We start from the raw sequence: 22,819 nt of genomic DNA, 5'->3' as shown, positions 1-22,819 counted from the left end.
TCAACTGCATCTGTTGTAGTTGAATAGTTTTCCTCACTACAAATCATATTTTGAGCTTTGTCAGGACTTAGCAGGACTAAGCCCAGATTCAAAATGCTCATAACCGCTCGATTCAATTTACATTCCATTTCACCCTGAGGGAAATTAGCCTCAAAGGAGGAAACTGACATGAATATTGCTGTTGTTGGGTTGAGTCACAAAACTGCTCCCGTCGAAGTTCGCGAAAAACTGAGTATCCCTGAAAACCAAATTGGAGCAGCGATCGCTCGTCTATGTAATTATCCTCATATCCGGGAAGTTGCCATCCTTAGCACTTGTAACCGTTTAGAGATTTATATTGCGGCGCTAGCAACAGAGCCAGCGGCTCAAGAAGTAGCTGAGTTTCTGGCTGAACACAGTCAACTATCAAGTCATGAACTGAATGAACATTTGTTTGTCCTGCAACAACAAGCTGCTGTACGCCATCTCATGCAAGTTGCGGCTGGTCTAGACAGCTTGGTAGTAGGCGAAGGGCAAATTCTGGCTCAAGTGAAAAACGCTTACAAGTTGGGTCAAGAATGCAACGGTATCAAGCGCATTCTTAACCAGTTGTTCAAGCAAGCCATCACGGCGGCAAAGCGAGCGAGAACTGAGACCTCCATTGGTACGGGAGCAGTTTCTGTTAGTTCAGCAGCGGTTGAGTTAGCCCAAATTAAAGTCCAGAAATTATCCGACTGCCGCGTGACAATTGTGGGTGCGGGTAACATGGCCCGTCGCTTAGTACAACACTTGTTGGCAAAAGGTGCCACTCAAATCGCGATCGCCAACCGTTCTGTGGAGCGAGCCCAGGAGTTAGCAAATCAGTTCAGCGATGTGTCGCTACCGTGCTATCCTCTCACGGAGATGATGTCGTTAGTGGCAGCTTCGGACTTAGTCTTCACTAGTACAGCCTCCACCGAACCTCTCTTGAATCAAGCCAAACTAGCCGAGACTTTAGCACCCAATCAACCTTTGATGCTGTTTGATATTTCTGTCCCTCGTAACGTCGATGCGGATGTCAATGAATTAACGCATGTTCAAGTCTTTAACGTGGATGATCTTAAGCAGGTCGTAGCCCAGAACCAAGAAAGCCGCCAGCAAATGGCGCTGGAAGCAAAAGGCATCATCGAAGCTGAACTAGAATCTTTTGCGGATTGGTATCGATCGCTCGAAACATTTTCTACAATCAGCTGCTTACGAGAAAAAGTAGAAATGATTCGTGAGCAAGAATTAGAGAAAACTTTGTCTCGCTTAGGCAAGGACTTTGCTCAAAAACATCAAGAACTGATCGAAGCGTTGACCCGAGGCATTGTCAATAAAATTCTCCATGAACCGATGGTGCAACTGCGGACACAGCGGGATCTAGAGGCTCAACAGCTCGCTATCCGCACGCTGCAAATGCTATTTAACTTAGAGACAGAAGCGCACCCTGCCCTCTCTAGCAAATCTTCTCGGCCTTAATATCACGACAGGGGCAAGGGCCAATTGTGACTGTGACAGGATGAGTGGCGATCGCACCCTATAAACATTTCTCAATTCGACTTCATTGCTTTTCCGGTTCTGCCTGAACCCAAATCCTTAAGAATTCATTCACCCCAATGGTAAAGGTTAAGCATGTTAAAGAACTTTTGGTATGCGTGTGAGTTTAGTTCGGCTGTCATCAGCAAGCCGAAGCAAATTCAGATGCTAGGTGAGCGATTTGCGCTCTACCGTAACCCTCAGGGTCGGGTAGTAGCCCTTAAAGACCAATGCCCCCACCGAGGCGCTGCCCTCTCCTTAGGTTGGGTAGAAGATGGTTGCCTCCGTTGCCCCTATCATGCCTGGAAGTTCGAGGCAGATGGCACTTGTAGCCACATTCCTGCCAACCAACCGAGTGTCCCCATTCCTAGACGTGCCCGCGTAGATGCCTATGCAGTCCAAGAAAAATACGGCTTTGTCTGGATTTTTTATGGGGATTTACCAGAGGCAGCACGTCCACCTATCCCTGCTTTACCTGAGTTTGACGATCCGGGCTTACATCCGATCTACTACGAAACCAAGGTGAATGCCCATTACACCCGGACGCTAGAGAACGCGATCGATTTTGCTCATATCTCGGTTGTGCACACAGGTACCTTTGGTAATGGCTTCGATCGAGAACAGACGATCGAAGAATACGACGTCAGTGAGGAAGCTTGGGGCGGCAATGCTAACATTCTCTTTCAGCAATACACCAAGCCCAAAGGTTTCCTGAAGTATGTCGTTCGTCCATCCAGTTCTCAAGTCCGTGCCAAGATTAGCTTTTACCTACCAAACATCAATAAATTAGAAGTCAGCTTTGCCTCTGGCAGATTGATCAACTTTGGCACCCACATTCCTATTGATGAAAAAACAACCCTGATTAAGCGGGTACAGTTTCGTAGCTTCCTGACCACTCCTATGGCAGATCCCCTGTTCTACAGAACCAATGCTAAGGTCAGCCGGGAAGACAGCGTGGTAGCCGAGTCAGAATATCCCTACGCAATTCCCCACAACCTAGCAGACGAAGTTCATGTTCCTAGTGATGCCCTCTCCCTGGCTTATCGCAAGATGCGGCACAGGTATCTAGCAATGGGCTGGGGAATTGATTCCCAGAACCAACTAGCCCACCCGAATGGACACTCTATTGAATCGTCTCTCACATTAATCAATTAACTGAATATTACTCACCCTTAATGGAGGCAAAATGACTAAGGAAACGGAAAAAGCAGAGGAAGCACCTTCCCAGAACTTACTGGCTCCGATCGCGACTCTCGGTAATGACAATGATGGCTATTTCGGCGCGGGATTTGGCATTGACAACACCATTATTTCTGGCAATGGCAATGACACTAACAACACCATCTTTGGTGGCAGCGATCGCCTGAATACTGGAAGTGGTGAAGACAGCGCCATAACTGGAGCGGGAGACGACATCATTGATGTGGGAGCGGGAGATGACTTTGTCTTTGGTGGCGCTGGCAATGACATGGTTGATGGTGGCGATGGCAATGACCTGATTCTAGGAGAGGATCTCCTAGACCAAAGTACGGGGGATGACCTAATTCGAGCGGGTGCTGGCAACGATTTCGTAGATGCTGGCAATGGCAATGATACGGTTTACGGTGGAGCTGGCTTCGATCGCATCAGTGGTGATGATGGCGCAGACCAACTGTATGGGGAAGGCGACAGCGATGTCCTAACAGGGGCTCAGGGTGACGACTTTGTGAGCGGCGGTGATGGAGACGACGTTGTTCTGGGCTTTGAGGATAATGACCGAGTTTACGGCGATAACGGCAACGATATAGTTGTGGGTGGTTCCGGTAACGACTCTGTTTATGGTGGCCGAGGCAACGACACCCTGATTGGTTTTGACATCTTTGTAGCTCCCCAGCCTCTCAGCCTACCAGGCGAAATTGATGTTTTGACTGGGGGGGCTGGTGATGACACCTTTGTCTTGGGTGGACAACTCCCAGGGGGTGTGAAAGCACTGTTCTACACCGATAGCAACCCGAACTCTGCTGGATTGGGTGACTATGCGCTGATTACGGATTTCATCGCTGGTGACACGATTCAGCTTACTGATTCCGCAAGCAACTATTTTTTAGGCGCTGCCCCCGCTGGTCTACCCTCAGGCACGGCAATCTTCACCAATAATGGTTCCACCCCTGACTTAATAGGCATTGTGGAGGGTGTCACGCCTGATCAACTCAACCTGGCAAACGCGAATCAATTTGTTTTCTTGCCACCTCCCAGCGCAGGAGACGGAACGCTGGCACCGATCGCCACCATTGGCCTTGATAACGATGGCTTCTTCGGAGCAGGCTTTGGGGTTGATAACATCATCAATGCGGGTTCTGGCAGCGACACCGTCAACACGATCTTTGGTGGCAATGATGTGATTAACACAGGTAATGGTGAGGATAGTGCCATTACAGGTGCAGGCAACGACATTATTAACACCGGAGATGGCACAGACTTTGTGTTAGGGGGTGCGGGCAATGACATCATTGACGGTGGAGCAGGCAACGACTTCCTGTTTGGCGAAGACAGCGCCGGAAATGCAGGCAACGACCAGATTTGGGGTGGAGCGGGCAACGACTTCATCGATGCAGGTGGTGCCGACGACATTGTTTACGGTGGAGCTGGCTTCGATCGCATCAGTGGTGATACAGGTGCAGACCAACTATATGGAGAAGGCGATAGTGATGTCCTAACAGGGGCTGAAGGTAACGACCTGGTCAGTGGTGGAGATGGTGATGATGCCGTGCTCGGCTTTGGAGATAACGACCTAGTTTATGGAGACAATGGCAACGACACCGTAGTGGGTGGCGCTGGCAACGACCAAGTTTACGGTGGTGCGGGTCATGATACGCTAATTGGCTTTGATATCTTTGTGGTTCCTCAACCCCTGAGCTTGCCCGGTGAAGTCGATACCCTCACTGGAGGGAGCGGTGACGATACCTTCGTCCTAGGCGGCTTGCTACCCGGTGGCGTCAAGGCCCAGTTCTACACTGATAGCAATCCAAACTCGGCTGGATTGGGTGACTACGCCCTAATCACGGATTTTAGCCAGAACAACAGCGAGAAATTGGATAAGGATAAGATTCAACTGATTGGTTCAGCGGCGAACTATTCCCTGCGTGCGTTGTCATCAGGAGCGGGTATCTACGTCAACGATGGTTCCAGCCCTGACCTGATTGGGATTGTAGCGGGAGTCCCGGTTGACCAACTAAGTTTGACCAACACCAGCCAATTTGTCTTCATCTAGCTTGAATGTTCGTGGGGGATTACGGTTGCTGATGCCAACCTATTGCCGTAGTTCCCTCTGTGTGTCTGCCGATGCAAGGCGCGGTATTTTCCCAACCCAGGTATGTTATGAAGTTACCCAACGGTCCCCGTACTCCTGCTCTCGTGCAAGTGCTTCAGTGGGCATTGCGTCCTACTAATTTTTTAGATGACTGCGCCAAACGATTTGGCAGGACTTTCACGATTAAGCTGCCTGGTTCCAAAGCTACAGTCTTTGTCAGTCACCCAGAAGCTCTGGAACAAATCTTCTCCGCTCCGGTGGGAGCCTTTAACTCCAGTGAAGCCAGTGAGATCTTTCAACCCATTGTGGGCAAGCACTCCCTCATGGTGCTCGATGGTCGCCAACACCAACGGCAACGCAAGTTGTTGATGCCGCCGTTTCATGGCGATCGCCTGCGTGTCTATGCTCAACTGATCGGTCGTTTGACTGAACAAATGATGGATCGCTGGCAGCCAGGTGATGAGATTAGTCTCAAGTCATCGATGCGAGACATTTCTCTGGAAGTGATGTTGCAGGCAGTGTTTGGAATTACCGAAGGGGAAAACCTGGAGATACTACGTCACAAGTTTGTAGAAATGGAAGAGATGGCAACTTCTCCCATTTTTGCTATCCACCTGTTTGTCCGCAAACTCCAAAAAGACTTGGGAACATGGTCACCCTGGGGTAAGTTTGTCCGTCTGCGGAAGGAAGTCGATCGCATTGTTTATGCAGAAATTGCCGAGCGACAGCGCAATCCTGAACCTGGCCGCACTGACATCTTGACGCTGATGATGGCAGCTCGTGATGAAGAAGGTCAGCTGATGACCGATGCAGAGTTGCGCGATGAAATGATGACGTTGTTGTTAACAGGGCAGGACACGATCGCCGTTGGCTTAACTTGGGCCTTGTACTGGATTCACCGTTTGCCCAGGGTACAGCAGCGACTAGTAGAGGAGTTGAGCACTCTGAGCGATCGCGCGGACATGACTGCCATTACTCAGTTACCTTACCTCTCTGCTGTGTGCCAGGAAACTCTGCGTTACTATCCGGTAATCATGGCTTCCTTGCCCCGTCTGGTGAAGACTCCCTTCAAGGTGTTGGGTTATGAGTTTCCAGTTGGCACTCAGATTTTCCCAGACATCTATTCCGCGCACCAGAATGAGGAGATTTATCCAGAGCCAAAGGAATTTAGACCGGAGCGGTTCCTAGAGCGGCAATACTCATCCTTTGAATACTGCCCCTTTGGCGGTGGCAACCGTCGTTGCGTTGGCTTTGCCTTTGCTCCCTTCCAGATGAAGTTGGTATTAGCAGCAGTGCTGTCTCGCTATCAACTGGCCCTTGCCGATCCGCGTCCCATTCAGCCCGTTCGTCATGGCCCAGGGTTAGCCCCCTCCAGAGATGTGAAGTTGCGGGTGGTTGCCCCTGTTGCCCCTATAGAGCAGCAGCGGGTTTAGGAAGCGCTGGTGTCCTGAGGGATGAGGGACAAGTGGGTAGGGCGCGATCGCAGAGGGACGTGACAACGGCATCACTTCTGGTCAATCACTTACATGGTTTTCGGTAGAAAGGGATATCATGCAGCAAGACCGATCAACACCGTCCAGAACGGCTCAGGCAACGATTAGCCGCAAGGCAATCACTTTCATTTTCATTACGGTGCTGTTGGATTTGCTGGGAGCGGGCATTCTTGTCCCAGTGATTCCCTTTTTGGTGGGGCAATTTAACCAAGATGCTTTGATGGTTGGGCTACTGGCTCTATCTTTCTATGCAGCCCAGTTTCTCGCCACGCCAGCATTGGGCAGCTTGTCCGATCGCTTTGGACGGCGACCCGTACTCATTATTAGTGTGCTGGGAACTGGAATTAGCCATTTTCTCTTTGGATTTGCCAATAGCCTCTGGTTACTCTTTGCGGCCCGCCTCCTAGATGGCATTACGGGAGGCAATATCTCCGTCGCTCAGGCTTATATTGCCGATGCTAGTGCACCTCAAGATCGGACAAAAAACTTTGGCTTGATTGGCGCTGCTTTTGGGGTAGGATTCATCATGGGGCCAGCCCTGGGGGGATGGTTGAGCCAAATCAGTTTGCAAGCTCCCGCATTTGTGGCGGGTGGTTTATCTCTGATCACCACAGCCTTTGGGTTCTTTGTCCTGCCAGAATCCTTGCCGCCAGCGCGACGGGTGAAGGGGACAATCACCCTCAAGGATCTTAACCCCTTGGGTCAGGTAGGAGGGGCGCTGCAACGTCTGGGACTACGAGGGTTGTTGTTAGCCAACTTTGCTCAGAACTTTGCTTTCAGTGCCCTACAAACCAACTTTGTTCTGTTTACCTTTATTCGTTTCGGGCTGGGACCAGCACAAAATGGCAGCATCTTCGCCTATGTCGGTTTTGTCTCCGGGTTGATGCAGGGACTGATTACGGGGCAACTAGCACGGCGATTCTATGAGCGTAAGCTGATGGCGATCGGTCTGGCCATGATGGCCTTTGGCTATGCGGGTCTTGCTCTAGCTCCAGAAATACCGATGCTGTATCTGGCGCTCACCTTTACAGCAGTGGGCAGTGGCATTACCAACCCAACGCTAACGAGCTTGATCTCAAAACAGGTTTCTTCCCAAGAGCAAGGAACTGTTCTAGGAGCTACGCAAGCCCTGGCAAGTTTAGCTTTAATTGTGGGTCCAGTGTGGGCAGGTATCACCTTCGACAAGTTGGGACCAAGCGCCCCTTACTGGACAGGTGCGGTATGGCTGGCGATCGCTGTGTTATTTGCAGGAGGTGCGCGGGCAGCTAGGCGGGTCCCTAATTTGAACGAAGCGAGATAGGCAAAGGCGATCGCGAGAATGTGTTGAACTAAGTTGAAATAAACATTGAAGGAGGAATGTATGCAGAATAGTATATTGTTGCAAGCGGCACGGGGTGAAGCGGTAGAGCGCCCTCCGGTGTGGATGATGCGCCAAGCAGGCCGCTATATGCGGGTTTATCGGGATTTGCGTCAGAAGTATCCTTCCTTTCGGGAGCGATCGGAAAATTCTGATTTAGCGGTGGAAATCTCTCTACAACCCTTCCATGCCTTCAGACCCGATGGTGTGATTATGTTCTCGGATATTCTCACTCCTCTACCTGGAATTGGCATTCCGTTTGACATTATTGAGAGCAAGGGTCCGGTATTTGAGGCTCCCATCCGCACTCAGGAGCAAATTGATGCGCTGACACCTCTTGATCCAGAGACCTCTCTGCCCTTTGTGCGTCAGATTCTCCAGACGTTGCAGAAAGAAGTGAATGGTGAAGCAACGGTGTTAGGATTTGTGGGCGCTCCTTGGACACTGGCAGCCTATGCGATCGAAGGCAAAAGCTCAAAAGATTACGCCATTATTAAGCGCATGGCTTATACAGAGCCAACCATGCTGCATCAGTTTTTGGGTAAGTTGGCAGAGGCGATCGCAACTTATGCTTGCTACCAGATTGATGCAGGGGCACAGGTGGTGCAACTATTCGATTCTTGGGCAGGACAACTTAGCCCCCAGGACTTCAAGAATTTCTCTCTTCCTTATCTGCAACAGATTATACGGCAGGTAAAAGCAACTCATCCAGAAACACCGCTGATTCTCTACATCAACAACAGTGCGGGTCTGCTGGAACTCATGGCGCACTCTGGTGTCGATATTGTCAGCTTAGACTGGACTGTGGACATGTCCGTTGCACGGCAACGATTGGGAGCCAATATGGGTGTGCAAGGCAATATGGACCCCTGCATCCTGTTTGGTCCTCAAGACTTTATTCGTCAAAACATCTTAGATACGGTGCTCAAAGCAGGCACCCACAAGCACATTATGAACCTTGGTCATGGAGTACTGCAAAACACGCCAGAAGAAAATGTGGCTTGCTTCTTTGAGACCGTCAAACAACTCAAATACTCCTCACTTTTGGGCTAATTGTCATGACACAACTCCACCCCGCTGATTCTACTGCTATCAATACAACTCGCACGATCCGCATTGGTTCTCGGAAAAGCCAATTGGCCCTGGTGCAAACCTACTGGGTGCGCGATCAGTTGCAGCAACACTTCCCGGAAATTACGTTTGAAGTCCATACCATGTCTACCCAAGGTGACAACATCCTGGATGTGGCCCTGGCTAAGATTGGGGATAAGGGACTGTTCACTAAAGAGCTGGAACTCGGCATGCTGAACCGAGAGATTGACTTTGCGGTGCACTCGCTGAAGGATTTGCCCACAAACCTCCCTGACGGCTTAACCCTGGCTGCGGTGACCGAGCGGGAGAACCCAGCCGATGCCTTAGTGGTACAGGAAAAATATAAAGGCTGTCAAATCGATACGCTGCCCGATGGAGCTGTGATTGGTACTTCTTCGCTGCGACGACTGGCTCAATTGCGGCATTTGTTTCCGCAATACACCTTCAAGGATGTGCGCGGTAACTTGAACACGCGCCTCGCCAAACTGGATGCAGGCGAATATGATGCTCTGATTTTGGCGGCGGCTGGTTTGCAGCGATTAGGCATGAGCGATCGCATTCATCAAATTCTCCCGATTGAGGTTTCCCTCTATGCAGTCGGGCAAGGTGCTTTGGGAATCGAATGTCGTGCTGATGATGTTGAAACTTTATCTCTATTAAAGGCGATCGAACATATCTCCACCCGCGATCGCGTTTTGTCTGAGCGGGCTTTTCTGCGAGAACTTGAGGGAGGGTGCCAAGTACCGATTGGGGTGCATACCCAGCTCGACGGCGAAACGTTAGCCTTAACTGGGTTGGTTGCCAGTGTCGATGGTCAACAGTTACTCAAAGATACTGTAATTGGTTCTGCAAATGAGGCAGAACAGGTTGGTATTCAGCTCGCCCATGGCTTGCGGCAGCAGGGAGCTCAGGAAATCCTTAATCAAATTTTTGTAGCTGCACGGCACTAATACTATGTTTCCAATTAATCGTCCTCGTCGGCTCAGAAGCAATCCGCAACTCCGGCGGATGGTATGCGAAAACGTTTTAACCACTCAGAACCTGATCTATCCGCTCTTTGCGGTTCCGGGTACCAGCATTGCCAAAGAAGTGGTGTCGATGCCTGGTGTCTACCAGTTATCTATAGACAAAATTGTCGAAGAAGCCAAAGAAGTTTACGACCTAGGAATTCCAGCCATCATCTTGTTTGGCATCCCAGAAGATAAGGATGCAGAAGCAACTGGGGCTTGGCACGATTGCGGCATTGTGCAAAAAGCTGCGAGTGCGGTCAAACAAGCTGTTCCCGATCTGATCGTGATTGCCGATACCTGCTTATGTGAATACACCAATCACGGTCATTGTGGCTATTTGGAACTGGGTGACTTAACGGGAAGAGTGTTGAATGACCCCACTCTGGAGCTACTGAAGAAAACCGCTGTGGCTCAAGCCAACGCAGGGGTAGATATCATTGCACCCTCTGGAATGATGGATGGGTTTGTGCAGGCGATCCGAGCCGCCTTGGATGAATCGGGATTTGAGGAGATTCCCATTCTCTCCTACGCTGCCAAATATGCCTCCGCTTACTATGGGCCTTTCCGCGATGCTGCCGAATCAACGCCGCAATTTGGCGATCGCCGCACCTACCAGATGGACCCTGGCAATGCCCGTGAAGCCTTGAAAGAAATCCAACTGGACATCGCGGAAGGGGCAGACATGCTGATGGTGAAGCCTGCGCTGGCTTATATGGACATTATTTGGCGAGTCAAGGAAGCAACCAATTTGCCCGTGGCTGCCTACAATGTCTCTGGCGAGTACTCCATGATTAAAGCCGCTGCCCTCAACGGTTGGGTAGATGAACAGCGCGTGGTGATGGAGACCCTGACTAGCTTTAAGCGAGCGGGTGCTGACCTGATTCTCACCTATCACGCGAAAGATACGGCTCGTTGGTTAGCGAAAGGCCACTTCTAAATCGATCGCAAGTAGTCTTGGGTGAAGAAAATTCACCTTTTGTTGCATTCTATTGCAAAATCTTGCATTGCCTGTGTGTATACACTTTTTAGGACATTAAGTTGGAGTTATGCCGATTTCTACGCCTCAAATCCCTCAATCTACCTCTCTGCCGCCCATAGATGCTAAAGAGAGAGTGAGTCAGTTTATGCGGCAGTTGCAGGACGAAATCTGCCAGAGCTTGCAACAGATAGATGGTGTGGGTAGCTTCCAAGAAGATGCCTGGGAGCGACCCGAAGGGGGCGGGGGACGATCGCGAGTATTGCGCGAAGGAGCTGTGTTTGAGCAAGGTGGGGTGAACTTCTCTGAGGTTTGGGGTTCTCATCTGCCTCCTTCCATTTTGGCGCAACGCCCGGAGGCGGCTGGACATGGCTTCTATGCTACAGGCACTTCAATGGTGCTGCATCCTCGCAATCCTTATATTCCCACGGTTCATTTGAATTATCGTTACTTTGAAGCAGGCCCAGTTTGGTGGTTTGGTGGCGGTGCTGACTTAACGCCCTACTATCCTTTTGCTGAAGATGCCGCTCACTTCCATACCACGCTGAAGCAAGCTTGCGATCGCCACAACCCCAATTATTACTCGGTATTCAAGCCCTGGTGTGATGAATACTTCTACCTCCAGCATCGCCAAGAAACTAGAGGTGTCGGTGGTGTCTTTTTTGATTACCAAGATGGACAGGGAAAACTTTATCGTGGTTCTAACTTGGAAGGTGCAGCCGCTACTCTTAGCAATCAGATGGACGCTTTAGCTCCCCGCAGTTGGAAAGAAATTTTTGCCTTGGTTCGTAGTTGTGGGCAAGCTTTTATCCCTGCCTATGCCCCGATTGTGGAACGGCGACGGGGAATGGAATATGGCGATCGCCAGCGGAACTTTCAGCTATATCGTCGCGGTCGTTATGTAGAGTTTAACTTGGTTTATGATCGAGGCACGATTTTCGGTCTCCAAACCAACGGTCGCACAGAGTCAATTCTGATGTCGCTGCCGCCGTTGGTGCGTTGGGAATATGGCTATCAACCAGAACCTAACACTCCGGAAGCGGAACTGTACGAAACGTTTTTGCAGCCTCAAGATTGGGCGAACTGGACACTGCCACAAAACCATTAACATGAACTTCCAAACCCTATCCAAGCCTGCAAATCGAGGCACCCTAGCGCTGATCATTGCTGCGACTGCTGCCTCAGGCGCGATCGCCTTCATAGGCATTTCTCAAGTCAAGCGTCCCAGCCAACCCACTGTGGTTGCAGAAACCAAAGCTGTGCCAAAAGTCCAGCGAATTACGGCTTTAGGACGCATTGAGCCTGCGACAGAGGTGATTAAAGTCTCCGTCCCCGCCACGCTCAGCAATGATCGCGTGGCAGAACTGCGAGTGCAGCGGGGCGATCGCGTGGAGGCAGACCAAGTCATTGCCGTCATGGACTCACAAGCACGACTCCAAAATGTGCTTTTGGAAGCCCAAGCTCAGGTGAAAATCGCGCAGGCAGAAGTGGCCAAAGTGAAAGCAGGTGCTAAGACTGGGGAGATTGCCGCCCAGGAAGCGGAAATAGCCCGTCTGGAAGAGCAGTTGGAAGGGGAACTCGCGACTCAACAGGCGACGATCGCCCGTTGGCAAGCAGAAGTTCAAACGGCGAATGCTGATTACAATCGCTATCTGCCCCTCTACGGGGAGGGTGCGATCGCGGCAACAGAACTGGATCGGCGACGACTCGCTCTGCAAACGGCTCAAGCCCAACTCAATGAAGTGAAAGCCAAGCAAAGTCAAAGCGCCAACACGATCCGCGAGCAAATCAGGCAAGCGAGAGCTAACTTAAATCGCATTGCGGAAGTGCGTCCTGTGGATGTGCAGGCAGCTCAAGCTCAGGTAGACAAGGCGATCGCCGCCGTCAGAAAGGCAGAATCAGATTTAGCAGAAGCCTCGATTAAGGCTCCGATCTCCGGTCGCATTCTCGACATTGATGCTAAACCCGGAGAAGTCGTGGGCAGTGCAGGCATCGCTGAATTGGGCCAAACGAACGAGATGCAGGTGGTGGCAGAGGTGTATCAAACCGATATTAGCCAAGTGCAGAAAGGTCAACCCGTGGCGATTACTAGTGAATCCTTTGAGGGAGAACTCAAAGGTACAGTTAGCTCGGTAGGGTTACAGGTGACTCAGCAAGAAGTAACAAGTGGTAAACCCGGGGAAAATCTCGATCGCAAAGTGGTGGAAGTCAGAATTCAGATTGATCCAAAGGATAGTCAACGAGTGGCGAGTTTAACCAACTTGCAAGTTCAGGTTGCCATTCAAGCTGATTCTCTCGCTAACCGCCAGTAACTCCTCCGCCATCAACGAATCCATGCTGCCAAAATTATTTCGCAAAACGCCCCTCGCCTTACTGCAAATGAGCAGCCAGAGGACTCGTCTGCTAGTGGCGATCGCAGGCATTGCCTTTGCCGACTTTCTCATGTTTTTCCAACTGGGGGTGAGGGACGCCCTATTCGACTCCCAAGTTCGCCCCTACGCAACGCTCAAAGGAGATCTGTTTATCGTCAATAAGTTATCTGATAACTTACAATCGATTAAAAGTTTTCCTAGAGACAACCTCTACCGCATCGCTGGGATAGATGGCGTTGAGTCGATTCGTCCTTTGTACATTGGTCAGGCGAGCTGGCGCAACCCAGATAACCAAGCCAGTCGGCAAATCTTTGTCTACGGCATCGACCCCAATCGGCCTGCTTTTGACCTCCCTGAAGTGGAGCAGCAGCTAGACAAACTCAAATTACTAAATCAAGTTCTATTTGATAAAGCGGGTCTAACACCACAACTGGGCGACGTGACAGCCCTGCTCAAAAAGCAGAATCCCTTATCTGTTCAGGCGAATGATTTAGAAGTCAAAGTGGTTGGCTTATTTACGCTGGGTTCTTCCTTTTCAGCCGAAGGGAATCTCCTGATGAGTGACTCTACCTTTTTGCGCCTCTTTTCCGAGCGACGAGCCAATGACATTGACCTGGGGATTATTGAGGCAAATCCCAACGTATCCATTCAACAACTCCAGGCAGATTTGCAAGCGATCGTACCCGATAACTTGCTCGTGCTTACCTTAGAACAGTTCTCAGCTCGTGAATTTGCTTATTGGAACACAGGCTCCTCGATTGGTCCTACTTTTAATCTAGGAGTAGCCATTGGTTTCCTAGTAGGAGCCGTGATTGTCTACCAAATTCTTTATACTGATGTCTCTGATCACTTACCAGAATACGCCACGCTCAAAGCAATGGGTTATAGCGATCTGTACTTGATTGGAGTGATTTTACAAGAAGCATTCCTCCTCGCCGCTCTAGGCTTTCTACCAGGGTTTCTGCTGGCAAGTGGCTTCTATACCTTTTTTAAATCTGTCACCTTTTTACCGATCGCCATGAAACTCAGCCGCGCTGTCACAGTTCTAATTCTGACCGTCGTTATGTGTGGTGGAGCAGGTGCGATCGCCCTCCGTAAACTCAGAGCCGCCGATCCAGCAGATATCTTTTAGCTCATCTCATCCCTTTTTATCCTTCCTCCCTCATCCTTCATCCTTCTCCATGTCTCCCCATCTAGAGCAAGCGCGATCGCCAGACCTTCATACAGCTCAAATGCCTTCAAAGCCTGTCATCTCAGCTCATCAGCTAAATCACTATTTTGGTAAAGCTGAACTCCGCAAGCAGACATTGTTTGAGATTAATCTCGATATCTACTCTGGCGAGATTGTGATTATGACTGGGCCTTCTGGGTCTGGTAAAACCACGTTATTGAGTTTGATGGGTGGTTTGCGTTCAGTCCAGGAAGGTAGCCTCACAATCTTGGGGCAAGAGATGTGTGGTGCCAGCAAGCGAAAAATGATACAAGTGCGGAAGCAAATTGGTTATATCTTCCAAGCTCATAACTTGCTCACCTTTTTAACGGCGAAACAGAATGTGCGGATGTCCTTAGAACTCCATCCAGACTATCTAGAAAAAGATATGGATGCGATCGCTACAGAGATGTTACAAGCAGTGGGATTGGGCGATCGCGTGGACTATTATGCAGACAGTCTCTCTGGCGGTCAAAAACAACGAGTGGCGATCGCTCGTGCCCTGGCTAGTCGTCCTAAAATTGTTCTGGCTGATGAACCCACGGCGGCGCTTGATAAAAAATCGGGTCGAGATGTCGTCGAGATTATGCAGCACTTAGCTAAAGAGCAGGGTTGCACAATTTTGCTAGTAACCCACGACAACCGCATTCTAGATATTGCCGATCGCATCATTCATATGGAAGATGGACGATTGGCAGCTGCATCCTACTCTTAACCTGACACCTAACTGCACTTCTAACTGCGTGGAGAAATTGTGAGTAAAAGCGAAGAACCTAAATACATCGTATTGCAGTCCTACGGTGACATCGAAATTCGGCAATATGAACCTAAAATTGTCGCTGAAACCGTTGTGAAGGCGGAGAGAGGTAAAGCCAATAATGATGCCTTTGGGATTCTAGCGGGCTACATTTTTGGTCAAAACCTATCTGTCACTCAACCGCAGAAAAGCGAAAAACTTGCCATGACCGCTCCTGTGATGCAGCAAGTCGCAGATCCAGCGATCGCCCTGACTACGTCTGTCACTCAAACAGGTGATCAGAATAACTGGGCTGTGCAGTTTTTCATGCCCTCCACCTATTCAATGGCAACGCTGCCAAAGCCAAAGGACGAGCGCATTACTCTCAAAGAATTACCAGGCAACAAAGTAGCGGCAATTCGTTTCTCTGGCAATGCTGGAGATAAACAACTGCAAGAACAGGAAGCAAAACTCCGGGACTTTTTGATTCAGCAAGGAATTGAGGCTAAAGGGACAGCGACTTATGCCTTCTACGATTCTCCCTTTACCTTGCCGATGTTGAAACGCAACGAAGTCATGATCGAGATTCCCTAATTTTGATGACTATCGCGATTATCAGCTCCAATCAAGCGAAATTTTGCAATCTAGTGTGATGAGGAAGCAATATGTTAGCGACGACGACTAGCTTGAACACGACGCGATCGCAAGAAATCTTTGCCGCAGCCCAAAAACTGATGCCGGGAGGAGTCAGTTCCCTAATCCGAGCCTTTCGCTCTGTAGGTGGGCAACCGATTGTCTTTGACCGAGTGGCAGGCGCTTATGCTTGGGATGTGGATGGCAACCAATATATTGATTATGTCGGCTCCTGGGGGCCTGCGATCTGTGGCCACGCTCATCCGGTTGTAACGGCTGCTCTAAAGGAGGCGATCGCGAAGGGTACCAGTTTCGGGGCTCCTTGCGAACTGGAAAACATCTTGGCTGAAATGGTGATTAAGGCCGTCCCCAGCATTGAGATGATACGCTTTGTTAACTCTGGTACAGAAGCTTGTATGGCTGTCCTGCGCCTGATGCGGGCTTTTACAGGACGCGAGAAGGTAATTAAGTTTGAAGGCTGCTACCACGGCCACGCGGATATGTTTCTGGTAAAAGCAGGTTCTGGCGTTGCCACCCTCGGCTTACCGGATTCCCCAGGCGTACCCAAATCGGTCACGAGCAACACGCTCACCGCTCCATACAATGATTTAGCCGCTGTCAAAGCCCTCTTCGAGGAAAACCCTCACCAAATTGCTGGAGTCATTTTAGAACCTGTGGTTGGTAATGCAGGCTTTATTCCACCTGCGACTGGCTTTCTGGAAGGCTTACGGCAGCTTACCCAAGAGCATGGAGCGCTACTCGTTTTCGACGAAGTTATGACAGGCTTCCGAATTGCTTATGGAGGAGCCCAAGAGAAATTTGGCGTCACTCCTGATCTCACGACCTTAGGTAAGATCATCGGGGGTGGTTTGCCCGTGGGAGCTTATGGTGGGCGGCAAGAGATCATGTCAACGGTGGCTCCCGCTGGCCCTGTTTATCAAGCAGGGACGCTCTCTGGCAATCCTTTAGCTATGACCGCACGCATCAAAACATTGGAATTGTTGCAGCAGCCTGGAGCCTATGAGCAGCTTGATCAGATTACTAAGAGGCTGACAGAAAGGCTGTTGCAAGTCGCACAAGCAACGGGACATGCTGCTTGCGGAGGACAGATCAGTGGCATGTTTGGTTTCTTCTTTAATGAAGGCCCCGTTCATAATTATGAAGATGCTCAGAGATCTGACCTCAACAAGTTCGCTCGCTTTCATCGTGGCATGCTAGAACAAGGAATTTATTTGGCTCCGTCTCAATTTGAGGCAGGATTCACTTCCTTAGCTCACACTGAAGCAGATATCGATCGCACTCTTGAAGCTGCCCGAATAGTTCTGTCTAATTTATAAGCAGTTGGTCAAAACAAACAACTCGTCAGAATCTGGAGCATTTCGACCCTTACAGAGAACAATGATATGCAGGCAGTCATCTTTAACCAATACGGCGGTCCAGAAGTTCTGGAACTAGTAGATATCCCTCAGCCTACTATGGCGGCGAATCAAGTTTTGGTTCGAGTCAAAGCAGTAGGTTTAAATCCAAAAGATGCTGCCCTTCGAGCTGGAATGCTCAAGTTTCTCACAGGTAAACGGTTTCCTCAGAAAACTGGATTTGATTTTTCAGGCGTGATCGTAGCCGTTGGCGATCAGGTCAAAAACCACCAGATTGGCGAAGAGGTGTTTGGTTATATCGAAGACCTAGTAGGTGGAGCCGCAGCCGAGTTTGTGGCAGTTAAGCAAGATTGGATTGCGACCAAACCCGCTGCGATCGCTCATGTAGAAGCGGCTGCCATGCCTTGTACCTATTTGACGGCGCTACAGGCGCTGCGGCAGGCAAAACTCCAACGAGGGCAGAAGATTTTTATCTACGGTGCTTCTGGTGGGGTGGGTACAGCAGCGATTCAGATCGCCAAACATTTGGGTGCCGTTGTCACCGCTGTTAGTAGCGGTAAAAATCAGGCGTACTGTGCTGCCTTAGCCGCAGACAAAACCCTTGCTTATGATCAAAGTGATGTGTTTGGGGATACCCAAGAAAAGTACGATGTGTTTTTTCAGGTGCATGTACTGAGTGGTAACTTATACTCTCAAGCTCGCAAAATTCTGAAGCGAGAGGGAGTCTTTATCACGATTGAACCCAACCCTCTGCTAGGAGCCCAAGGTTTTATTCGCAAATTGTTGGGCCAACCACGTCTCGAAAGCTTGTTAGTCAAATCTAATCAGCAAGATCTAGAAGCGATCGCTCGGATGGCTGAGCAAGGAGTCCTGCAGCCCCAGGTGCTACAAAAACTAGCCCTCAGTGACATTGCCAAAGCTCACAAAATCATTGAGGAGCAACATACTAGAGGCAAGATAGTTTTAGAGATCAACAGTGACTAATTGGGCGAATTATGGCTGATTCAATGCTGGGGGAGATGCTATGCATTGTCACATCTTTCCTCACAAAATGAACTACCCCGCCGCAAGCAGCGGGGTATCAGCATCAAAAGAGGGCTAATTGCTCATCTCGATGTAGTTCAAATACTCCTTGCCTTGCTCTTTGACATACCTCGCAATCATTCCTTCATCCCCATGCTTGCCTACCGTACTGGCAAAGTAGCCGTCGCTCCAAAACTCCCCTCCCCACAGCTACTTTTTCACCCCTGGGCACCGTTTGAATACCTCTCGCGCTGTTAAGCTCTTGAGCATCGTCACCAACTTCGTCACACTGTACGTCAAACACAGCGCGTCGATACTTTGCGGGAAACACCAAGTGATATAGCAAAACAGTAACGTTAGGGCTCTTGTGAATGTACTCACTCATCCTGGCATTTTACGCCCCGAGGGGCGGGGAATTCACCCGTAGAGATTAAAGCGGCAGTAGTAGGAATAGTCATCTATTTCTGACTTCCCATTAGTTACACATTGGAGATTGGATACTTCTCCGATAAGGCTTGGATACTGAATGTAAAAGCCAGCATAAGTTTGGATGGTGCTACCTGAACTTAACAAACGTGGAACAGCGAACAGGAGGAGCACAATGTAAATAATGAAGCAAAAAGGAGCAGCGATTACACAAGCGATGAGTAGTCTAGGGAATAGTTTTGCCATTGCAACTCCTTATCAAAATTAACTCTTTCGTCCAAAACTACTACTCAGTCGCTTGATTAATCATTCTCATGCATGTAAGCAAGTTGGCTGGTTGAAAAATAAACCAGTTCAATCGTATTACCGTTAAGCATCTTAGTGAAGTAACATTGTTCTCTGCCTCTACCCTCAAGGTCTGATGGTCTCCACCAAGGCTTTGTATAGGACGAAGGCAAGTCTATATAGGGTGGAAGACACTCACCCGGAAAGTTTGCCGTACCGGACTCTAGTCTCTTTTCCTTAACGAACTGCCCAATATTTGATGAGTTGGTCTTAAAGCGGCAGTAGTATGAATAATCAGTTAGGGGTGCTCCATTGTCTCCACATTGGAGATTAGACACTTTTCCGACAAGATTCGGATTGTGAAGGTAAAAGCCAATATTCGCTTGAACGGCATCACTCAAGTTTGATAAAGGTGGAGCAACAAACAAGCTGAAACATTCGTAACCCACAATCAAAAGAGAAATAGCAACGACAGAATTAATTAGTAATCGGGGAGCGATATAAAATAAACGCTTTGGTAGTTGTGGCATTCCAACTCCTGATAGGATTAACCCTTTTGTTCAAAACTACTTCAGGGGCTTAATTAATCATTCGCCTGCATGTAAGCGAGTTGATTTGTTGGAGAATACAACAGCAACACTTGATCAACGTAAGCTCCTGGAACTCCTCGATATTGGTCGTTGATGTAACATTCTCCTCCCTCCTGAACGTCTGACGGTTCCCACGCTGCTGGAGGATAACTTCCTACGTGCGGTCCATCCATGCTGTAACACTCTCCATCCTGAGGGAGCAATTGGCTCTCCCTAATAAACTGCTCGATATTTGATGAGTTCACATTGAAGCGGCAATGATGAGAATAACTCTCATCTGTCCTGTCTCGACTATTAGTTACACACTGGAGGTTAGATATTTTCCCAACCAGATTGGGATATTGAAGGTAGAATCCGGCATAAGTTGGAACAACACTATGGGTATTTAGCAGACGGGGGACAGCGAAGTAATAAACAAGACATAAGGCAATCAAACAACAGGGAGCAACGATGGCACAACCAATGAGTAGTTGAGGAGCAGTAAAAAATAAACGTCTTGATCGTTGTGTCATTGCAACTCTCTGTGAAGTAGCACTAAGCTACCAGATCTCAAGAACTCAAACTTGCATTTAACTTTGCCTTTATCGCCACTTCATTTAGGTAATAGTTGAGCATCAAATAGCTTAAAGAGTTGGTAGCTTTATACTCTAAGTCTCTAAACGTCTGAAGGTCCGATGCCGTCCCTGGTTCCACATCGCCAGATGCCAAGCCCGATTGCTAGAGCCACCCGACAGGCGTAGGGCGGGTTGAAGTGAGTGCTATTGTTACGACGACTAGAGACCTTAAGCAATTCAAGCAGGAAGCCTGCATGATGACTAAGGATGAGCACAAGCCACCAACTGTTTCACTTGATGAATTGGATAGGGAGGCGATCGCGGCATTGACCGCAGCAGCAAATCAACTTAGTCAGGCGTTGGCACTGCTAACTAAGCAGTTAGAAGAGAAGTACTCAGAACGGTGGATGACCCCTGATCTGGCTGCCCGTGAGTTAGGCGTGACAGCTAAAGTATTGGACTATTGGCGAGAGAGCCCTGAGTTCGAACATGGCATTCACTATCGCAGTATTGCCAAGCCTAGAGCAGTGATTCAGCGTTGGCAGTACAACGTCCCTCAATGCCGACAGGCATTAGCCAAGCCTCCAGAAAAGCATAAGGCTTTTTGAATACTCGCCAATCTAGCTAATCAAATGTTTGACTAATCACATAGCTGCGTACGCAGTTATTTACTGAATCAGTCATTCAGCTGGTAACTCGCAAACTAAATCACTAAACTCTTTAGGCCTGGCTTTGCCAGCAGCAATCCCTAAAGCGATCGCATTAGGTCTCTGAAGTTTTATTCCCTCATGCTTTATCTAGAGCTATCCACCTAGGGGGGATAGTTAAGCAAATGCCCTCAATGAAACTGTCCTGAGGCTATAGCCCCCACGGGGATGCAGCTGTACGCAGCAGTCAATTAACTCAGTCAGCCTTTGACCCTATTGTAAGAGCAACAAATTGATTGGGAGGTGTGCTTTTCTTTTTCCAGTGTTTGCAAGGCTGGAACGCTTAATAATCAGAATGCCTGATGTAGGCGATTTGGCTTATTGGAGAATACACCACTTCAATCACGTCCAGCGTTGGAAATTGTTTTGCGTAGCACTGTACTTGTCCTCCCTCCTCAAGTTCTGATGGCTTCCACCAACTCCTTTCGGGATACGAGTCTATATCTGGAGGTGAGTCTATATCTATTAACGATGGATCGCACTCATTTTCTCTAACTAGCTTGCCAGACTCTAGGCGCAGGTTCCTGGCGAAGGATGAGTTCATCTTAAATCGGCAGTAGTACCCATAGCTGTCTCCGCTGAACCCATTGGTGAAACAACGGAGATTGGAAACTTTGCCGACACGACCTAAGTATTGAATGTAAAACCCAGCATAAGTCGGGATAGTACTACCCGAATTCAATAGAGGTGGAACAGCGAATAGAAGGAGAAAAATATAAGCAATGAAGCAAAGAGGAGCAGCAATTGCACAAGTAATAAGTAGGCGGACAGAAATGAAACCACGCAAGCCTTGATTTGATAGCTTCGCCATTGCAACTCTCTGTAAAGTAGCCCCAAGCTACCAGATCTCAAGAACTCAAGCTTGCATTTAACTTTGCCTTCATCGCCACTTCATTCAGGTAATAGTTGAACATCGAATACTGGATAGGTGCAGCACCACCTATCCAGTAACTTGGCTAACTAAACAACTGCGTATGCAGTTAATCACCTGGCTAACCACTCAGCTAGTAACTCACAAACTAAATCACTGAACTCTTTAGGCTTGGCATCGCTAGTCGCGATCGCCTCACGGAGTAGCTTCTGCTTTGCTTGCAGATGCATAGATGCCGGGATATAGGCCGATACCTGTTTGTAATCACTGCTGCTTCGCTTCCCCTTGGCTCTCACCCTTTTGGGTGAATCAACTTCTGCTTTTGGCTCAGCTTCTGCTTTAGGTGCGATCGCGCTTGGCTGCTCATCCTCCGGTTCCGGTTGCGACTCTACATCAATGTCTGGTTCTGGCACCCTCGTCTTAACAGCATCAAAAATGCCCTTAAGCTTGCCTGCTCTTTCGTCCTTGCCACTCATGCCAACACCTCATGCCCAACGGCTTCGTAGCAGCGCCAAGCGATTTTTGCCATTGAATCCTTAACCTCGTAAACGGGCACCCCAACCAAAGCAGCCCGCTGAAATGCCAGCAGCCGTCTAATTTCAGACTCAAAGACTGGTAACCCCGCCTCAGTTAAAGTGGCTCGTGCTAATTCCGCGTCTTTGTTTGGCTTAGGGGAGGTCAGGGTAATTAGGATTCTGTACTGATCCGCCCCAAGCTCTCGCATGGCTTCAACAGTTTGCGCTAAGGCTTCCATTGCTAAGGCATCGGGGGAGGAAGGGATGATCATCAAGTCGCACCCTTCAGCGATCGCCTTCAGGTCATCTGCCCCTGGTCGGGCGGCGGTGTTGATGACGATGTGCTCAAACTGCCGAGCAAACTTTGGGCCTTGCCGCTCATCTACCACTTTGAAAGGCAAGCTTCCCCGCTGTGCCCAACCGAGGGCAGAACGATTGGCATCTCCATCAATAAGTAAGGTAGGAGCTTTTTTCTGCAAGTAGGAGGCCAAGTGGATGGCTGTAGTGGTTTTGCCAACCCCACCTTTATAGGCAACGATTGTGATTATCATTGAATTTAATTGCAAACACTTAACTAGCCAGCCTGCCAGGCTTTTGACAAGCTGGCTAGCCTTCTCGCTAAAAACTTAGTTACTTAACAACTTAACTAAGCAAATATAGCAATCCTAAATAGGATGTGGGGCTAACCATACATGAAGGCCTTCTCAAACGTAAACCACTGCTGATGCGTGACCAGCTCAAATAGATACTTCACCACGGCAAAAGATT

At 49.2% G+C, this 22,819-nt stretch carries 20 protein-coding genes and 1 pseudogene; 16 read left to right on the top strand and 5 right to left on the bottom strand.

What is annotated here, in order from left to right:
- Positions 1–168 precede the first annotated feature (168 nt).
- The 15 genes from H6F68_RS27320 (at position 169) to H6F68_RS27250 (ending at position 18,064) form a co-directional block, all read left to right on the top strand.
- Positions 169–1,479, top strand: coding sequence for a glutamyl-tRNA reductase (locus tag H6F68_RS27320; RefSeq protein ID WP_190563977.1), 1,311 nt, complete (start codon positions 169–171; stop codon positions 1,477–1,479).
- Between the two features lie 153 nt (positions 1,480–1,632).
- Positions 1,633–2,691 carry an aromatic ring-hydroxylating dioxygenase subunit alpha gene (locus H6F68_RS27315; protein WP_190563975.1) on the top strand — a complete coding sequence of 353 codons (1,059 nt, stop codon included), beginning with the start codon at positions 1,633–1,635 and terminating at the stop codon, positions 2,689–2,691.
- Positions 2,692–2,722: 31 nt separating this feature from the next.
- On the top strand, positions 2,723–4,786 hold the full coding sequence (locus H6F68_RS27310) for a calcium-binding protein (RefSeq protein WP_190563973.1): 2,064 nt from the start codon (positions 2,723–2,725) through the stop codon (positions 4,784–4,786).
- Between the two features lie 107 nt (positions 4,787–4,893).
- Positions 4,894–6,258: a cytochrome P450 gene (locus H6F68_RS27305; RefSeq protein WP_190563971.1), complete on the top strand. Its 1,365-nt coding sequence runs from the start codon at positions 4,894–4,896 to the stop codon at positions 6,256–6,258.
- Between the two features lie 118 nt (positions 6,259–6,376).
- Complete coding sequence (locus H6F68_RS27300) at positions 6,377–7,618, top strand: MFS transporter (RefSeq protein ID WP_190563969.1); 1,242 nt, start codon at positions 6,377–6,379, stop codon at positions 7,616–7,618.
- 60 nt (positions 7,619–7,678) lie between these two features.
- Positions 7,679–8,728, top strand: coding sequence for a uroporphyrinogen decarboxylase (gene hemE, locus H6F68_RS27295; protein WP_190563967.1), 1,050 nt, complete (start codon positions 7,679–7,681; stop codon positions 8,726–8,728).
- A 5-nt stretch (positions 8,729–8,733) separates the two neighbouring features.
- Positions 8,734–9,717, top strand: a complete 984-nt coding sequence (gene hemC, locus H6F68_RS27290) for a hydroxymethylbilane synthase (RefSeq protein WP_190563965.1) — start codon at positions 8,734–8,736, stop codon at positions 9,715–9,717.
- Positions 9,718–9,721: 4 nt separating this feature from the next.
- Positions 9,722–10,714, top strand: coding sequence for a porphobilinogen synthase (gene hemB, locus H6F68_RS27285; protein WP_190563963.1), 993 nt, complete (start codon positions 9,722–9,724; stop codon positions 10,712–10,714).
- A gap of 109 nt (positions 10,715–10,823) precedes the next feature.
- Positions 10,824–11,861, top strand: a complete 1,038-nt coding sequence (gene hemF, locus H6F68_RS27280; protein ID WP_190563961.1) for an oxygen-dependent coproporphyrinogen oxidase — start codon at positions 10,824–10,826, stop codon at positions 11,859–11,861.
- A 1-nt stretch (position 11,862) separates the two neighbouring features.
- Positions 11,863–13,065 (top strand): HlyD family efflux transporter periplasmic adaptor subunit, encoded by a 1,203-nt coding sequence (locus H6F68_RS27275; RefSeq protein WP_190563959.1) that lies wholly within the window; start codon positions 11,863–11,865, stop codon positions 13,063–13,065.
- A gap of 22 nt (positions 13,066–13,087) precedes the next feature.
- Positions 13,088–14,257, top strand: a complete 1,170-nt coding sequence (devC, locus tag H6F68_RS27270; protein ID WP_190563957.1) for an ABC transporter permease DevC — start codon at positions 13,088–13,090, stop codon at positions 14,255–14,257.
- A gap of 100 nt (positions 14,258–14,357) precedes the next feature.
- The gene (locus tag H6F68_RS27265; protein ID WP_190563984.1) at positions 14,358–15,050 is read left to right on the top strand and encodes a DevA family ABC transporter ATP-binding protein; all 693 of its coding nucleotides are present in this window, start codon (positions 14,358–14,360) and stop codon (positions 15,048–15,050) included.
- Positions 15,051–15,089: 39 nt separating this feature from the next.
- Positions 15,090–15,665, top strand: coding sequence for a heme-binding protein (locus H6F68_RS27260; RefSeq protein WP_190563955.1), 576 nt, complete (start codon positions 15,090–15,092; stop codon positions 15,663–15,665).
- Positions 15,666–15,736: 71 nt separating this feature from the next.
- Positions 15,737–17,041, top strand: coding sequence for a glutamate-1-semialdehyde 2,1-aminomutase (hemL, locus tag H6F68_RS27255; RefSeq protein ID WP_190563953.1), 1,305 nt, complete (start codon positions 15,737–15,739; stop codon positions 17,039–17,041).
- Between the two features lie 66 nt (positions 17,042–17,107).
- Positions 17,108–18,064: an NAD(P)-dependent alcohol dehydrogenase gene (locus H6F68_RS27250; RefSeq protein WP_190563951.1), complete on the top strand. Its 957-nt coding sequence runs from the start codon at positions 17,108–17,110 to the stop codon at positions 18,062–18,064.
- Positions 18,065–18,167: 103 nt separating this feature from the next.
- Here the strand turns inward: H6F68_RS27250 and H6F68_RS27245 are convergent.
- The 3 genes and pseudogenes from H6F68_RS27245 to H6F68_RS27235 form a co-directional block, all read right to left on the bottom strand.
- Positions 18,168–18,488, bottom strand: a pseudogene (locus H6F68_RS27245) (transposase).
- Between the two features lie 343 nt (positions 18,489–18,831).
- Entirely contained in the window at positions 18,832–19,344 is a 513-nt protein-coding gene (locus H6F68_RS27240) for a hypothetical protein (protein WP_190563949.1), read from the bottom strand.
- Positions 19,345–19,397: 53 nt separating this feature from the next.
- Positions 19,398–19,577, bottom strand: coding sequence for a hypothetical protein (locus H6F68_RS27235; protein WP_190563947.1), 180 nt, complete (start codon positions 19,575–19,577; stop codon positions 19,398–19,400).
- A 635-nt stretch (positions 19,578–20,212) separates the two neighbouring features.
- On the opposite strand from H6F68_RS27235, the gene H6F68_RS27230 reads away from it, so the two are divergent.
- Positions 20,213–20,566: a hypothetical protein gene (locus tag H6F68_RS27230; RefSeq protein WP_190563945.1), complete on the top strand. Its 354-nt coding sequence runs from the start codon at positions 20,213–20,215 to the stop codon at positions 20,564–20,566.
- A 1,083-nt stretch (positions 20,567–21,649) separates the two neighbouring features.
- Here the strand turns inward: H6F68_RS27230 and H6F68_RS27225 are convergent.
- On the bottom strand, positions 21,650–22,012 hold the full coding sequence (locus tag H6F68_RS27225) for a hypothetical protein (protein WP_190563943.1): 363 nt from the start codon (positions 22,010–22,012) through the stop codon (positions 21,650–21,652).
- Positions 22,009–22,602: a ParA family protein gene (locus tag H6F68_RS27220; RefSeq protein ID WP_190563942.1), complete on the bottom strand. Its 594-nt coding sequence runs from the start codon at positions 22,600–22,602 to the stop codon at positions 22,009–22,011. Before H6F68_RS27220 ends, H6F68_RS27225 begins: the two co-directional genes overlap by 4 nt.
- Positions 22,603–22,819: the final 217 nt, after the last annotated feature.

The sequence above is a fragment of the Trichocoleus sp. FACHB-262 genome, assembly GCF_014696035.1.
Classification (GTDB): Bacteria; Cyanobacteriota; Cyanobacteriia; order FACHB-46; family FACHB-46; genus Trichocoleus.
The sequence above is the reverse complement of the archived record's forward strand: the minus strand, read 5'-3'. Positions and strand labels throughout refer to the sequence as shown.

Coding starts and splice junctions, on each gene's coding strand:
- H6F68_RS27320 (WP_190563977.1), top strand. CDS start 169: ATGAATATTGCTGTTGTTGGGTTGAGTCACAAAACTGCTCCCGTCGAA.
- H6F68_RS27315 (WP_190563975.1), top strand. CDS start 1,633: ATGTTAAAGAACTTTTGGTATGCGTGTGAGTTTAGTTCGGCTGTCATC.
- H6F68_RS27310 (WP_190563973.1), top strand. CDS start 2,723: ATGACTAAGGAAACGGAAAAAGCAGAGGAAGCACCTTCCCAGAACTTA.
- H6F68_RS27305 (WP_190563971.1), top strand. CDS start 4,894: ATGAAGTTACCCAACGGTCCCCGTACTCCTGCTCTCGTGCAAGTGCTT.
- H6F68_RS27300 (WP_190563969.1), top strand. CDS start 6,377: ATGCAGCAAGACCGATCAACACCGTCCAGAACGGCTCAGGCAACGATT.
- hemE (WP_190563967.1), top strand. CDS start 7,679: ATGCAGAATAGTATATTGTTGCAAGCGGCACGGGGTGAAGCGGTAGAG.
- hemC (WP_190563965.1), top strand. CDS start 8,734: ATGACACAACTCCACCCCGCTGATTCTACTGCTATCAATACAACTCGC.
- hemB (WP_190563963.1), top strand. CDS start 9,722: ATGTTTCCAATTAATCGTCCTCGTCGGCTCAGAAGCAATCCGCAACTC.
- hemF (WP_190563961.1), top strand. CDS start 10,824: ATGCCGATTTCTACGCCTCAAATCCCTCAATCTACCTCTCTGCCGCCC.
- H6F68_RS27275 (WP_190563959.1), top strand. CDS start 11,863: ATGAACTTCCAAACCCTATCCAAGCCTGCAAATCGAGGCACCCTAGCG.
- devC (WP_190563957.1), top strand. CDS start 13,088: ATGCTGCCAAAATTATTTCGCAAAACGCCCCTCGCCTTACTGCAAATG.
- H6F68_RS27265 (WP_190563984.1), top strand. CDS start 14,358: ATGCCTTCAAAGCCTGTCATCTCAGCTCATCAGCTAAATCACTATTTT.
- hemL (WP_190563953.1), top strand. CDS start 15,737: ATGTTAGCGACGACGACTAGCTTGAACACGACGCGATCGCAAGAAATC.
- H6F68_RS27250 (WP_190563951.1), top strand. CDS start 17,108: ATGCAGGCAGTCATCTTTAACCAATACGGCGGTCCAGAAGTTCTGGAA.
- H6F68_RS27240 (WP_190563949.1), bottom strand. CDS start 19,344: ATGCCACAACTACCAAAGCGTTTATTTTATATCGCTCCCCGATTACTA.
- H6F68_RS27235 (WP_190563947.1), bottom strand. CDS start 19,577: ATGGATGGACCGCACGTAGGAAGTTATCCTCCAGCAGCGTGGGAACCG.
- H6F68_RS27230 (WP_190563945.1), top strand. CDS start 20,213: ATGATGACTAAGGATGAGCACAAGCCACCAACTGTTTCACTTGATGAA.
- H6F68_RS27225 (WP_190563943.1), bottom strand. CDS start 22,012: ATGAGTGGCAAGGACGAAAGAGCAGGCAAGCTTAAGGGCATTTTTGAT.
- H6F68_RS27220 (WP_190563942.1), bottom strand. CDS start 22,602: ATGATAATCACAATCGTTGCCTATAAAGGTGGGGTTGGCAAAACCACT.